At 40.8% G+C, this 13,593-nt stretch carries 13 protein-coding genes; all 13 read left to right on the plus strand.

Features of this window, described 5'->3' with window-relative positions:
- Positions 1-73 precede the first annotated feature (73 nt).
- Positions 74-3,097 carry an amidohydrolase family protein gene (locus ACTF6W_RS00595; protein ID WP_438992597.1) on the plus strand — a complete coding sequence of 1,008 codons (3,024 nt, stop codon included), beginning with the start codon at positions 74-76 and terminating at the stop codon, positions 3,095-3,097.
- A complete protein-coding gene (locus tag ACTF6W_RS00600) occupies positions 3,094-3,372 on the plus strand; it encodes a DUF4212 domain-containing protein (RefSeq protein WP_438992598.1) in 279 nt (92 codons plus the stop codon). Before ACTF6W_RS00595 ends, ACTF6W_RS00600 begins: the two co-directional genes overlap by 4 nt.
- Positions 3,372-5,123, plus strand: a complete 1,752-nt coding sequence (locus ACTF6W_RS00605) for a sodium:solute symporter family protein (protein WP_438992599.1) — start codon at positions 3,372-3,374, stop codon at positions 5,121-5,123. The genes ACTF6W_RS00600 and ACTF6W_RS00605 overlap by 1 nt, the downstream gene beginning before the upstream one ends.
- Before the next feature lie 61 nt (positions 5,124-5,184).
- Positions 5,185-5,526 carry a hypothetical protein gene (locus tag ACTF6W_RS00610; protein ID WP_438992600.1) on the plus strand — a complete coding sequence of 114 codons (342 nt, stop codon included), beginning with the start codon at positions 5,185-5,187 and terminating at the stop codon, positions 5,524-5,526.
- On the plus strand, positions 5,516-6,088 hold the full coding sequence (gene thpR, locus ACTF6W_RS00615; protein ID WP_438992601.1) for an RNA 2',3'-cyclic phosphodiesterase: 573 nt from the start codon (positions 5,516-5,518) through the stop codon (positions 6,086-6,088). The genes ACTF6W_RS00610 and thpR overlap by 11 nt, the downstream gene beginning before the upstream one ends.
- 84 nt (positions 6,089-6,172) lie before the next feature.
- Complete coding sequence (locus tag ACTF6W_RS00620; RefSeq protein ID WP_438992602.1) at positions 6,173-7,114, plus strand: ornithine cyclodeaminase family protein; 942 nt, start codon at positions 6,173-6,175, stop codon at positions 7,112-7,114.
- Positions 7,115-7,174: 60 nt separating this feature from the next.
- A complete protein-coding gene (locus ACTF6W_RS00625) occupies positions 7,175-8,131 on the plus strand; it encodes a carbon-nitrogen hydrolase family protein (RefSeq protein WP_438992603.1) in 957 nt (318 codons plus the stop codon).
- Complete coding sequence (locus ACTF6W_RS00630; protein WP_438992604.1) at positions 8,124-8,627, plus strand: GNAT family N-acetyltransferase; 504 nt, start codon at positions 8,124-8,126, stop codon at positions 8,625-8,627. Before ACTF6W_RS00625 ends, ACTF6W_RS00630 begins: the two co-directional genes overlap by 8 nt.
- A 231-nt stretch (positions 8,628-8,858) precedes the next feature.
- Positions 8,859-10,157 (plus strand): M24 family metallopeptidase, encoded by a 1,299-nt coding sequence (locus tag ACTF6W_RS00635; protein ID WP_438992605.1) that lies wholly within the window; start codon positions 8,859-8,861, stop codon positions 10,155-10,157.
- A gap of 1 nt (position 10,158) precedes the next feature.
- Positions 10,159-11,451 carry a serine/threonine protein phosphatase gene (locus ACTF6W_RS00640; protein ID WP_438992606.1) on the plus strand — a complete coding sequence of 431 codons (1,293 nt, stop codon included), beginning with the start codon at positions 10,159-10,161 and terminating at the stop codon, positions 11,449-11,451.
- A gap of 14 nt (positions 11,452-11,465) precedes the next feature.
- Positions 11,466-11,867, plus strand: coding sequence for an MAPEG family protein (locus tag ACTF6W_RS00645; protein ID WP_438992607.1), 402 nt, complete (start codon positions 11,466-11,468; stop codon positions 11,865-11,867).
- Positions 11,868-11,883: 16 nt separating this feature from the next.
- Complete coding sequence (locus ACTF6W_RS00650) at positions 11,884-12,513, plus strand: gluconate 2-dehydrogenase subunit 3 family protein (protein WP_438992608.1); 630 nt, start codon at positions 11,884-11,886, stop codon at positions 12,511-12,513.
- Between the two features lie 12 nt (positions 12,514-12,525).
- Positions 12,526-13,593: GMC family oxidoreductase N-terminal domain-containing protein (locus ACTF6W_RS00655; RefSeq protein WP_438992609.1), on the plus strand; the 1,068-nt coding region annotated here is incomplete at its 3' end.

Consider the following 13,593-nt stretch of genomic DNA (forward strand, 5'->3'; position numbering starts at 1 on the left):
AAACTGTTTACATCACGACATTTTTCTGAAAAGCTGCTCACTATAAAAATATGAAATATAAGGGATAGTAAATATGCTGCGAAGTGTAATAGGCATAATTGCCTTTATTGGGGTGTTATTAAGTGCAAATGCTGAAGAAATAACCTTTAATGAAGGGACAAATTTTGGCCTTTCTGTCGATCAGACGGGAACTACCATTGCGATGGATATCCAGGGTGTGCTCTGGACAATGTCCACAGAAGGGGGAGAAGCGAAAGCCATTACAAGTGGTCAACAGCCAGAAGTTAGAGAACCTTCCTTTTCGCCGGACGGCAGCAAGATTGCATTTCAAGGATTTTATCAAGGGTATTTTCACATTTGGACCGTAAATGTGGATGGTTCTGGCTTAAAGCAAATTACAGAAGGGCAATTTGATGACCGCGAACCGTTCTGGAATGCGGATGGTGAAACTATTACTTTCGCTTCTGATCGCAGTGGTAACTATGATATTTGGGATATTAATGTAAATACTTCTGCTGTTAAGCAAATTACAAGGCATCCTGATGATGATGCGCACCCTCATAAATCAAAAGATGGCAACCGTTTATTATTCACACGTGAGATTAAAGGACGATATTCAGAAATCGTTCTTTTGGATGATTTACTTGAACAACCTTTTGAAACGTCCTTAATGAAATCGGAAACCGTTAAATATTATCGTCCTAATTGGTATATAGACAATATTGGGTTTTCTTATATCTTGCATGACGGCAATGATATTATGGTAGAATTTGTTGCTGACATAAACGACCGTAATGAATATCGAAATAAAACCATATTGGATCAGGGGGACATATTCCCGTTCCGAGGAACATGGGTACGTGGTGGTTTATATTATACAGCAGATGGTGTGATAAAATATGCCCCTTTTGAAAGCGAATTTGTTCGCGGTGAAAGAAAAATCATAAAAAGAAAAATTCGTCAGATTGATTTTACGGCGACAATCAATTCGGTCAGACCAAATTACGTAAAAAAACAAAGGGACTTTGATAGTCTGGAGAGGCAGAGTGTCCGCGGAATTGGTAGTATGGACATCAGTGCCAAAAATAATGATATAATTTTTTCTGCAATTGGCGGAATGTGGTTACAAAAAGGAAACGCACCAGCAGAAAATATTGATACGGATGAGATAGGACAAGTAAACGACCCAACATGGTCAAATGACGGAAGTCGCGTTGCTTTTGTCGCTGAACGTGATGGCCAAATGGATATCTGGATTCGCAATATGCTAAATGGTCGCGAAGAACGATTAACCAATGATAAGAATCGTGAATATAGACTGAGTTGGTCATTTGATGGCACAAAAATCGCTTATCTATCTACAAGAGGTCGATCAAATACATGGGGACGTGCCGATTTAAAAATTATTGATACTGAATATGGTACGACTGAAACGATCGAGGAAACTGTATTTACACCAGGCCGCCCTGTATGGACGAGCGATAATGATCATTTATTGATGGCCGTGGTTAAGCCTGCAACAACAAGGTTCCGTGAAGGAATGCATGTTATTCGTCAATATAACGTTAGAAATAAACGTAAAAAAGATTTCGATATGCCAGGAAGCATAGGTCTTTCCACCAGAGACGGAAGCGGGCCTGCCATGTCACCGGACGGAAAAAGAATTGCTTATGTTTCAGAAGGTGAAATCAGGGTTTCTTACGTTGATTTAAGCGGTAATATTACAGGATCAATGGAGAATAGATGTCTGGGTGTGGCGCATATGCCGCGGTGGAAACGTAATTCAGAGGATCTCTCATATTTATCAGGATCGAGTTTGCTTACCTGTAATGTTAGAACTGGTGAAACATCTACAGAATATTTCAATTTGACATGGGCACGTGCAAGTACAGACGATGTTACCATTCATGTTGGTAAGTTATTTAACGGTGTATCTGACACTACGATGGATAATGTTGACGTTTATATTTCAAAAGGTCGCATCACTAAAATTACCCCTCATGGGTCAGAACCAGCAATTGGTGAGTTAATCGATCATTCAATGGATACAATGATCCCTGGTATAATGGCTGGCCATACCCACCAAACCGAATTGTTAGGGGAAAAATTAGGACGTAATTGGCTTTCATATGGCATTACGAGTGTCCGTGATCCGGGGTCTAACCCCTATAAATCTCTAATGCGTAAAGAAACATGGGAAAGTGGAATACAAAAAGGACCACGAATGTTTTATGCAGGATGGTTGACGGGCGGTGCTCGTATATATTATGGCCAAAGTTATAATGCCATTAATGAAAAGGCACTACGTCATGAGATTACCCGAGCAAAAGAATTAGACTATGACATGGTCAAATCATATGTCCGACTTCCTGATGAATTTCAACAAATTCTCATCAAGGAAGCCCACGCAATGGGAATTCCGCTATCAAGCCATGAAATTGCACCAGCCGTACAAAACGCAATGGATAGTGTTGAACATATGGGTGCAACAAGCCGACGCGGGTATTCACCAAAATTTTCTTACCTTTCAAACAGCTATGCTGATGTAACTGAAATTATTGCAAAATCGGGTCTATATATAACACCGACAGCCACACTCGAAACCGGTTATTTCAATTATATGTTAGAACATCCCGAATATTTATCGGATGTTAAGTATAGGGTTTTTCTAGATGAGTTACAGCGCGATAGCTTGAGGCGCTCTGCGCAATCGGACTATGTTGCCAATGAAATTCGTTTAAATTCTAATATGCTCAAAACAATTAAACAAATACATGATAAAGGTGCAAATTTTACGGCTGGAACAGACAGTCCTTTTATCCCATATGGTATAGCACAGCATTTTGAAATGATTATGTTTGTTGATGCGGGGCTTTCAGAAGCCGATGCGATCAGGGCTGCCACAATTAAGGTGGCCGAAAATATTGGCGTGGAAAATGACCTTGGTACGCTCGAGGTCGGAAAAATAGCAGATATGGCGATTTTAGATGACAATCCACTAGACGATATTCGTGCTATTCGTGAAGTTAAAGCAACTATTAGAGGGGGGCATTATTATACGGGGTTTGAACTCACGACTGACAGGAGCCCTAGATGAGCGAGAATAGCGATAATTATTGGAAAGAAAATGTACGACTTGTTTTAAAGTTACTCGCTATTTGGTTTATCGCATCATTTGGTATGGGTATATTGTTTGTTGATTGGTTAAATCAATTTCAATTCTTCGGTTTTCCATTTGGATTTTGGATGGCTCAACAGGGGGCAATATATGTCTTTGTTGTTCTTATATTCGTCTATGTTTTTAAAATGAATAAACTGGATAAAAAGTTCGGTGTAGACGAAGAAGAAATGATGGATGAGGGGAGCGAATAATGGATACACAAACGCTTACCTACATCATCGTTGGGATAACTTTCGCCCTTTATATCGGAATTGCCATCTGGGCAAAAGCGGGTACCACGGATGATTTTTATGTGGCGGGGCACCACGTACCGCCGCTGGCAAACGGAATGGCAACGGCCGCCGATTGGATGAGCGCTGCAAGCTTTATCTCAATGGCAGGCCTCATTAGTTTTATGGGACGTGACGGTGCCATGTATTTAATGGGGTGGACCGGAGGATATGTTCTTCTTGCGCTTCTTCTTGCGCCATATTTACGTAAATTCGGGCAATTTACTGTGCCGGATTTTGTTGGTGACAGATATTATTCCGACGCGGCCAGAACCGTTGCTGTGATCTGTGCGTTGTTTGTGTCTTTTACCTATGTGGCGGGTCAAATGCGCGGCGTGGGTATTGTGTTTTCTCGCTTTCTTGAGGTTGATATTATGACCGGTGTCCTCATTGGCATGTCGATTGTGTTCTTTTATGCCGTACTCGGAGGAATGAAGGGAATTACCTACACACAAGTGGCGCAATATTGTGTGCTGATTTTTGCATTTATGGTACCGGCCATATTTATTTCAATCCTGATGACGGGAAACCCTGTGCCGCAACTTGGGTTTGGCGCCGAACTTGCGGACGGGTCTGGTTATTTACTTGATAAGCTTGATGGTATTTCTACGGAGCTTGGGTTTGGGGAATATACCGCCGGAAATAAATCAACCATTGATATGTTCTGCATTGTTGCCGCGTTAATGGTCGGAACGGCGGGACTGCCGCATGTGATTGTTCGTTTCTTTACGGTCCCAAAAGTAAGTGACGCACGTTTGAGCGCGGGATATGCGCTTGTATTAATCGCGATCCTTTATACAACGGCACCGGCGGTAGCGAGTTTTGCCAGATTAAATTTAATTGATACGGTTTCTAATGCAGAATATCAAGCAACGCCAGAATGGTTTAAAAATTGGGAAGCCATCGATTTGATCGCATGGCGCGATAAAAACGGTGACGGAAAAATCCAATATACCGCAGGTAATGCTTTTGAAGGAAAACCTGATTTTCGCGATGAGGGTAAGGGGGCATCCGGAGAACGCTTACTCAGAAATGAAAACGGCCCTAGTGATAATGAACTCTATATTGATCAGGATATTATGGTGCTTGCTAATCCTGAAATTGCAGATCTTCCTAATTGGGTGGTGGCGCTTGTGGTGGCGGGTGGCTTGGCGGCGGCACTTTCAACCGCGGCGGGTCTTTTATTGGTGATTTCGACGTCTGTTGCACATGATTTATTTAAAAAGATGCTTCTGCCTAATATCACGGATAAACAAGAATTGATGTTTGCAAGAATGGCGGTGGCAATCGCCGTCTTGATTGCGGGATATTTCGGTATCAATCCACCGGGTTTTGTTGCGCAAGTGGTCGCCTTTGCATTTGGATTGGCGGCGAGCACTTTCTTCCCCATCATTCTTATGGGGATATTCTATAAACGCATGAATAAAGAAGGGGCCATTTCCGGCATGCTTACGGGACTTGTGTTCACGTCGCTTTATATTATTTACTTTAAATTCATCAATCCGGATGCAAGTAATGCCGAAAATTGGTGGTTTGGTGTATCACCCGAAGGCGCAGGTACTATTGGTATGGCCCTTAATTTCGTTGTTGCTTACGTTGTCAGTCAATTTACAAATGCTCCTCCAAAAGATGTACAGGACATGATTGAACGGATCAGGGTGCCAAGAGGGTAGGTTTTATTTTTGCCATAATTATAAGGTAATTTAAGGTATGGTGAAATTTGGGAATAAAAAAATGAGAGTTTTCTGGGCTTTTTGTGGCGTCGCATTTTGCGCTACCTCTTCACATGCCAAGATGAAAAGCGAACAATTTATCATCGAAAGTGGCGAAAGCCGTGAAATATGCGTTTCTCTTGGGTTTGGCGAAAATATGAATTATGCCTTCATTGGAGGTTGTGAATTAAAATTTAGCATTCATTATCAACAAGACGCTCAATTATCTTATGTAGTTGAAGAGAAAACGGCAAAAGAAGAAGATCATTTTTTTACGGCAATGGTACCCCAAGATTATTGTATGCGCTGGTCTAATCCAAACCCCTGGAGTGCGACAGTCAATGTGATTTATGATGTCCGTTGATCAAGAAACAATAAGAGTTTTTGTTGCATTATCATTAAGCGACGATGTTATGGAGCGCTTAAAAAAACGTTCTCAATCATTAAAAGATCAGCTCAGTGAACTCAATATCCGATGGGTGCCTTATGAGAACTATCATATCACGCTTATCTTTATAGGAAATGTACCGATAAATGCTCTTGATAAACTAGAAGCATTAATGAAAGAAGCGGTTCAAGGCTATGCACCTTTTGAAGTGACTTTAGGGGATGCAACCCTATTTCCGCCGGATAATGAAAAAAAAGGTGTTTTAATTACATCCGTAGAAACAAGCGATCCTTTAAAAAAAATACAGAGCAAGTTAGATCAAAAATTTCGGGAGGCTGGATATAATCTAATAGATCGCCCTTACCGGCCACATGTAACTCTTGCAAGGTTAAGACGCGCGAAGGTAAGTGAAGAAGAGCTTAAAAAAACAGGTGAAAGTTTCAGTATAACTGCCTCACACGTTCATTTATATTATACGGAAAAACGTGATGGCCGGGTTTATAATGGTATTTTAAGAAGCGTAGAGCTTATCAGTTAATTTGCTTCTCTATTATTCTTTAATAACTTAGTTGTTGTTATTCATATAATTGGTTACCTTATTTAAAAATAAGGATCATATGCCATGCACGTAATATCAAAAAAAGAAATTGAACAGCTTCTGCCTAATATTGTTTCAATGCCACTTATTGAACAGGGTTTCGCGGATTATTCTGAAGGAAAGTGTAATATCCCGCCAGTCGGTGAATTGATCATGGAAAAGGGAGAAATTCACATAAAATATGGCTGTGTTAAAGGCGGCGATTATTATGTTGTGAAAATTGCATCGGGTTTTTACGGCAATATTAATATGGGGCTTCCCAACAGTAACGGTATGATGATCTTATTTTCGCAACATACTGGTGAGGTTGCAGCCATTCTTCATGATGAATGTTTGTTGACTGACGTAAGAACGGCCGTCGCAGGGGCCATTTCAGCAAAATACCTAGCACCAAAAAACATAACCGCGATTGGTATAGTAGGAACAGGTGTTCAAGCAAGGATGCAAGCAGAATATCTTGCGCCAGTGACGGATTGCAAAAATATTATTGTTTGGGGAAGAAACCCTGAAAAGTTACTAGAATATAAAAAAGATATGACTGATAAAGGCTATAATGTCACAGCAACAATGGATATGAATGAGCTTTGTTCATCGGCGAATTTAATCGTTACAACGACGCCTTCTGAAGATGCTCTTATAACCGCTGATATGGTTAAACCCGGCACACATATTACGGCTATGGGGTCTGATATGCCAGATAAACAAGAAATTGATGCCGAAATTTTAAAGATGGCTGATATTGTCGTTTCAGATAGTATTGAACAAAGTCAGCTTCGTGGAGAAATTCATCAGGCATTGAAAAGAAATGCTATTACAAATGATGATGTTATTGAACTTGGGACTGTGATTTCAAAGGGTGTAGGTCGCAGCAATGAAGATCAAATCACTGTTGCCGATTTAACTGGTGTTGCAGTACAAGATTTGAAAATCGCAGAAGCAATCTTTCATGGGGCGACAAAGTCATAATCATTTGATTTTAGTTTTATAATTATATCTATTGTTTGAGGGAAAAATCAGGAGTTTTTAATGGATGAATTGAAAGTGGGTTTGGCACAAATGGCACCAGTTTGGTTGGACCGTGATGCGACACTCAAAAAAGTCATTGGTTTTATCAATGATGCCGGAGAAAAAGGCGTTGATTTAATCGCGTTCGGTGAAGCGATCGTTCCGGGATATCCTTTCTGGATTGAACCAACTGGTGGCGCAAGATTTAACGCCCAAGATCAGAAAGAAATGCATTCCCATTATATGGACCAGTCCGTTCAAATTGAAGCGGAGCATTTGGACAGCGTATGTGAAGCAGTTAAGAAAAATAAAGTCGCAACATATTTAGGAATAATAGAACGTGCAAAAAACCGCGGTGGTCATAGCCTTTATTGCACGATGGTCTATATTAATAAAAATGGTGAAATTTGCTCAACCCACCGAAAACTTATGCCGACTTACGAAGAACGATTAACATGGTCACCAGGTGATGGTCATGGCTTGAGGGTTCATGAATTAGGGGCTTTCACGGTTGGCGGGCTTAATTGTTGGGAAAATTGGATGCCTTTACCGCGTGCGGCGCTTTATGGCATGGGCGAAGATTTGCATGTGGCGATTTGGCCAGGTGGCATTCATAATACAGAGGATATCACGCGCCATATGGCGAAAGAAGGACGCTCATATGTGATATCCGTATCGGGATTGATGCGACCTAGTGATTTTCCAGAAAATACGCCGCATATAGAAGCCATTCTGAAAGGCATAGAAGGAAAAGACTATTTAGCAACAGGTGGATCATGTTTAAGCGCCCCCAATGGTGAATGGGTGATCGAACCACAAGTTGGCGAAGAAGGGCTATATATAGCAGAAATCAATCATGCCCGCGTGCGAGAAGAGCGACAAAATTTTGATCCCGTTGGTCATTATTCAAGGCCTGATGTGACAAAATTAACGGTCAATAGAACCCGTCAATCAACTGTGGATATTATTGATGACTGAGGAAGTGATAATTCGCTCCTCAGAAGTGAGTGATATTGGCGATGTTCATAAAATTTATCAATATGAAGTGCTAAATGGTACTGCAACTTTCGATAAAATTCCGCCTTCTGAAAATGATTTAATGAGTAAGCGACAGGTTATCATTGATAATGGCTTTCCATATTTAGTTGCTGAAATAAATGGCAAAGTCGTCGGATATTCATATGTTTCATTATATCGAGAGCGCTCAGCATATTCAAAGACGGTAGAAAATGCCATTTATATTGATCCTGATTATAGAGGAATGGGAATTGCTTCAAAACTAATGGATGCATTGCTTCCAATATGTGAAGAAATTGGATTAAAACAGATTATTGCTGTGATTGGGGACAGTGAAAATCATGGTTCAATCAACCTTCATAAAAAACTTGGATTTAGGGAGGTTGGTGTTCTAGAAAACGTCGGATATAAGTTTGAACGTTGGATCAATGTGGTATTGATGCAAAAATCTTTTTGATTATTTTTTCTTTTTCTTCTTTTTACGCCTCGCGATAGCAACAGGTGTAAAAAGCACGCCTGCGACAATGACGACGATTAAGATTTTTATGATGAACCACATATTTTATTCTTTCTGATTAAGAGAGGACTATAAAATATCAATGGATATTGTCAACGCACTTGCCAAGCTTTTAGAAACGGCTTACAAATTTATGTCTATAAATTATAAAAGTTTGGGAGAGCTTAAATCATGAATAATCGCAGAAATTTCTTAAAAATGTCATCAATGGTTGGAGCCGCGGGTTTAATTAGTGCTTGCGGGCAAGGTGGTGGCGATGGGTCAGATGCGATGGCACAATCGCAAGCCATACCGAAAGGAAAGTTTGACGATCTGCCCAATATGATGGATGGGATAGCGCCAATTAGTGTCGCGGAACATGAAGCTCGTATAGCAAAAGCGCAAGAATTAATGGCACTTAACGGTTTTGAAGCCATTTATTTAGAAGCAACGAGCAACCTTTGGTATTATACCGGAATGCGTTGGGGACAAAGTGAGCGGATGGCGGCGGCGATTATTCCACGCGAAGGCGAAGTTGCCTATATCGCGCCAATGTTCGAAGTGCCACGATTACAAGAACGTATTATCGTCGGTGATACGGTTCGAGGTTGGGAAGAACATGAAAGTCCTTACAGACTTGTGGTTTCAATGCTTAAGGATTTGGGTATTGAATCAGGTAAAATAGGAATTGGTGAAATGACCAGATTCTTCTTGATGGACGGTATAAGAAAAGAAGCGCCTTATCTTGATCTGCAAAGTGCGGACCCTGTTACAGCTGAATGTCGCATCATTAAATCAAAACGTGAACTTGAACTTTTACAGCATGCCAATGATATTACTATTCAAGCCTTTAAAGCAATGATCCCTCATATAGAGTTAGGAATGCGCGGCTCAGATATCAGACGGCTTTCACAAGAAGCACATGCGGGCTTAGGCGTAACAGGATCGCTGGGCACCATGATTGGTGTTGTATCATCATCTCCGCATGGATCGATCGTTGAGCCGGTTCTTGAAGAAGGAATGATTATTCTGATGGATGGGGGATGTAATGTTCATAATTACGCATCAGATATAACCAGAACGATTGTTTTTGGTGAGCATACAGCCGAACAAGAAGAAGTTTGGAATTTAGAAAAACGCGCACAGGCCGCAGGATTTGAAGCGGCACAGTTAGGGGCACCAATGGAAAATGTCGATATTGCCTCGCGACAAGTGATTACGGATGCCGGATATGGTCCGGGTTATAAAACACCTGGACTACCACACCGTACGGGCCACGGTATTGGTCTTGATATGCATGAATGGGGTAATGCGGTATATGGCAATAAGCGGCCATTGGAGCCAGGTATGTGTTTCAGTATCGAACCTACGATTGCCATTCCCGGAAAATTTGGCATCCGCTTAGAAGATTGTTGCTATATGACGGAACAAGGGCCAAATTGGTTTAGTAATCCATCCGTCGCCATTGATGACCCGTTTGGAAATAATTAATATGAAAAAGAGCATAATAAAAACTATGCTCTTTTTTATTGCGACTGTACTGTTGGTCAGTTGTGATAAACAGCCTGATATCGACCATCAATTCACTATTGCAGTTATACCTGACACACAGAATATGGTTGATTTTATGCATCAAAAACAAGAAGGCTTTCCCATTGATGCCGCGGAACTTTTCATTGAGCAAATGCAGTTTGTTGCGGATAATACAAAATCAAATGGCGGTGAGATTGAATTTGTGACCTCTGTTGGTGATGTTTGGCAACATTTGGGTATATATTTAGATGATGAACATGCCGCACGCGGTTTCCCGGCTATACTTTTTAATCCGCGACTTGGTATAGAAAAAATAAATAAAGGTATCAATGAGTTTGAATTGCTAATGGCACGTAGGGGATATAATTTACTAGCATACACTGGTGTACCGTTTGGGGTCGCACCGGGCAATCATGATTATGATACCGGGTATCAATATAATCCGTTTCCAAATGACCCTGACCCTCGGGCAAGAATTCGTGAAGCCAATATGGTTCCTAATCGTCACGTTGGTGGTTATAATACTTTTAATGATGTATTTGGTCCCGATAGCAGATATTTCAAAGGAAAAGATTGGTACATTGATAGTTTTAATGGTGGCGTCAATAGCGCTCAAATTTTTGAAGCAGGCGGGTATAAATTTCTGCATTTTTCATTTGAAATGCAAGCGGGTGATGATGTCCTATCTTGGGCACAAAATATAATTGATGCTCATCCCGGAATACCAACCATGATGTCGACACATGATTTTTTAAATCCTCGTGGTGAAAGAATGCCTAGTCCAGTTTATGATCTAGCATCAGTGGACCCATTAGATCACAATAGCGCAGAAGATATATGGAACGAGTGGATTAAAAAAAATGATCAAATATTTATGATTTTAAGTGGACATCAAATTGGGCAAGCCATGAGAGTTGACATAAATGATTATGGAAATAATGTATTTCAGATTTTGTCCGACTATCAAGGGCGCGGCATGGCAGCAAATCCACCATTAGATGGCAGTCGAATTACGGGTCTTGGTGATGGATGGTTGCGATTAATGGAATTTGATACGGGACTTGACGTGCCAATCATAAAAGTGCGAACCTATTCAACACATTATCAGAGGTATGCCAATGAATTTGGTGATTATGCAGCTTGGTACCGAAATTTGGAACAGCCAAATATGTCAGATAAGGAATTTATTGAAGCAGATCATTTTGAAATTGAATTAAATGATTTTAAAAAACGCTTTGGGGAACCAAATTAAAGAGGGAGAAATAAATGTTAGCATTTCCAGAAATAACGGCACTGTGTGCCGGTTTTTTAGGGGTTTTAGGTGTCGTGCTCGCAGGTCACGTGGGCTCATATCGTGGTAAAGCAAAAATTAATCTTGGTGACGGTGATGACAAAGAGCTTTTTTGCCGTATTAGAAAACAGGGAAATTATACGGAATATGTGCCACTAGGGTTGATCGTCTTAGGTCTACTTGAAATGAGCGGCGCAGCAGGCACAATGGCCATTAGCATTATGGGAGGAAGTTTGGTCGTTAGTCGTATTCTTCATCCATTAGGAATGAAGTCAGATGGTTCAACTTCCATGTATCGCTTTTTTGGTATGATTGGTACGCTTCCGGTAATTCTTGCGGCGAGCATTTGGCTCATCATTTCGCAGATGCCTATATAGACTTGAAAGATATCATATGACAAAATCAACCTTAAATCGCCGTGAAATACTGGAACGTATGGCTGTGGTGACGGGTGGGGCAGTATCTTTAACGATTTTATCTGCTTGTGATGGCGGCGTAAAAGCGCCAAAGAATACCGAAAACCTTAATTTGAAAGCACTCAATAAAGAACAGTTGGATTTAATTGCGGATATTGCCGATATGATTATTCCAGATACGGAAACTTTGGGTGCTAAATCGGTTAATGTTCACTTCTTAGTGGATGAACTTGCGGCAAATTGGATGACTTCTGATGAACGCAAAGGGTTTTTAAATGATTTAACAGTGCTTGATGAACGGATAAAAACTGAACGCGGAAAAAGTTTTAGCTCACTAGATAATCAGGGAAGAGGGACTGTTTTAGATCAATTAGGACAAGAAATGTTAGCCGCAGGTGAAGGCACAGCAGGCCTTGGCGATATTACAAATTCAGATGATAACACCGGAAGAAAACACATTTACCGCGAGTTACGTGAGCTTATTATATTCGGATATTACACATCCGAAGTCGGCGCAACAGAAGAACTGAATTATGATCCAATTCCAGGTGGATATAGTGGTTGTATTCCGTTAGCGGATGTTGGTGGTAAAGCGTGGTCAATTTAAAGGCGAATAGGTATGGCTGAAGAATTTGATGCAATCGTTGTTGGCTCTGGTATGTCAGGAGGGTGGGCAGCAAAAGAATTTACGGAAAAAGGTATGAAAACCTTACTGCTAGACCGTGGTCGACAAGTGAAGCACCGAGAAGATTACCCAACAGAGAATGTCCCCCCATGGGATCTTCCAAATAATGGACGTGTACCAAAAGAAGAGCTAGATCAAGATTATGAAATTCAGAAAATGGCATTTCTTCAGGAATATAATAAGCATTTCTTTGTGAAAGATAGTGAACATCCTTACACCCAACCTGATGATAAAATGTTTACATGGATTAGGGGCTACCATGTAGGGGGTCGTTCATTAACTTGGGGAAAGCAAACATACCGTTGGTCGGAAATGGATTTTAATTCCAATATTGAAGACGGTAACGGTATAGACTGGCCAATTCGATATGCAGATATTGAGCTATGGTATGATTATGTCGAAACATTTGCCGGAATTTCAGGATCACTTGAGGGGATTCCAAATTTACCAGATGGTAAATTTCAACCGCCTATGGAAATGACCTGCGTTGAAGCAGAAATGAAAAAAAGGTTTGATGAGATATATGATGATCGTCACTTTATTATTGGTCGATGCGCTCATTTAACGGAACCAACGGAAGAGCAGCGTTCATTAGGGCGGGAAAAATGCCAATATCGTAATGAATGTATGCGCGGTTGTTCATTTGGTGCTTATTTTTCAAGTCAATCGGCAACATTACCAGCAGCAGAACGCACTGGAAATTTAACAACGGTTACAGATGCAATTTGCCATAGTGTCATTTATGATGAAACCACAGGTAAGGCGCGTGGTGTACGTGTTGTTAATAGTATTACTAAGGATACCACGGAATATAGTGGTAAAGTGGTATTCTTATGCGCATCGACCATCGCTTCTACGCAAATTATGCTTAATTCAGTTTCAGAAAAATTTCAAAATGGCATTGCCAATGGTAGTGGTGCATTAGGCCATTATTTAATGGATCATATTTACCAAGCGGGCGCCAGTGGTCGAATGCCTGGCTTTGAAGATTTCTACGAAAGT

The organism is Pseudemcibacter sp., assembly GCF_965661635.1.
In the GTDB taxonomy this organism is placed as follows: Bacteria; Pseudomonadota; Alphaproteobacteria; order Sphingomonadales; family Emcibacteraceae; genus Pseudemcibacter.

Coding starts and splice junctions, on each gene's coding strand:
- ACTF6W_RS00605 (WP_438992599.1), top strand. CDS start 3,372: ATGGATACACAAACGCTTACCTACATCATCGTTGGGATAACTTTCGCC.
- ACTF6W_RS00595 (WP_438992597.1), top strand. CDS start 74: ATGCTGCGAAGTGTAATAGGCATAATTGCCTTTATTGGGGTGTTATTA.
- ACTF6W_RS00625 (WP_438992603.1), top strand. CDS start 7,175: ATGGATGAATTGAAAGTGGGTTTGGCACAAATGGCACCAGTTTGGTTG.
- ACTF6W_RS00630 (WP_438992604.1), top strand. CDS start 8,124: ATGACTGAGGAAGTGATAATTCGCTCCTCAGAAGTGAGTGATATTGGC.
- thpR (WP_438992601.1), top strand. CDS start 5,516: ATGTCCGTTGATCAAGAAACAATAAGAGTTTTTGTTGCATTATCATTA.
- ACTF6W_RS00645 (WP_438992607.1), top strand. CDS start 11,466: ATGTTAGCATTTCCAGAAATAACGGCACTGTGTGCCGGTTTTTTAGGG.
- ACTF6W_RS00650 (WP_438992608.1), top strand. CDS start 11,884: ATGACAAAATCAACCTTAAATCGCCGTGAAATACTGGAACGTATGGCT.
- ACTF6W_RS00620 (WP_438992602.1), top strand. CDS start 6,173: ATGCACGTAATATCAAAAAAAGAAATTGAACAGCTTCTGCCTAATATT.
- ACTF6W_RS00640 (WP_438992606.1), top strand. CDS start 10,159: ATGAAAAAGAGCATAATAAAAACTATGCTCTTTTTTATTGCGACTGTA.
- ACTF6W_RS00610 (WP_438992600.1), top strand. CDS start 5,185: ATGAGAGTTTTCTGGGCTTTTTGTGGCGTCGCATTTTGCGCTACCTCT.
- ACTF6W_RS00600 (WP_438992598.1), top strand. CDS start 3,094: ATGAGCGAGAATAGCGATAATTATTGGAAAGAAAATGTACGACTTGTT.
- ACTF6W_RS00635 (WP_438992605.1), top strand. CDS start 8,859: ATGAATAATCGCAGAAATTTCTTAAAAATGTCATCAATGGTTGGAGCC.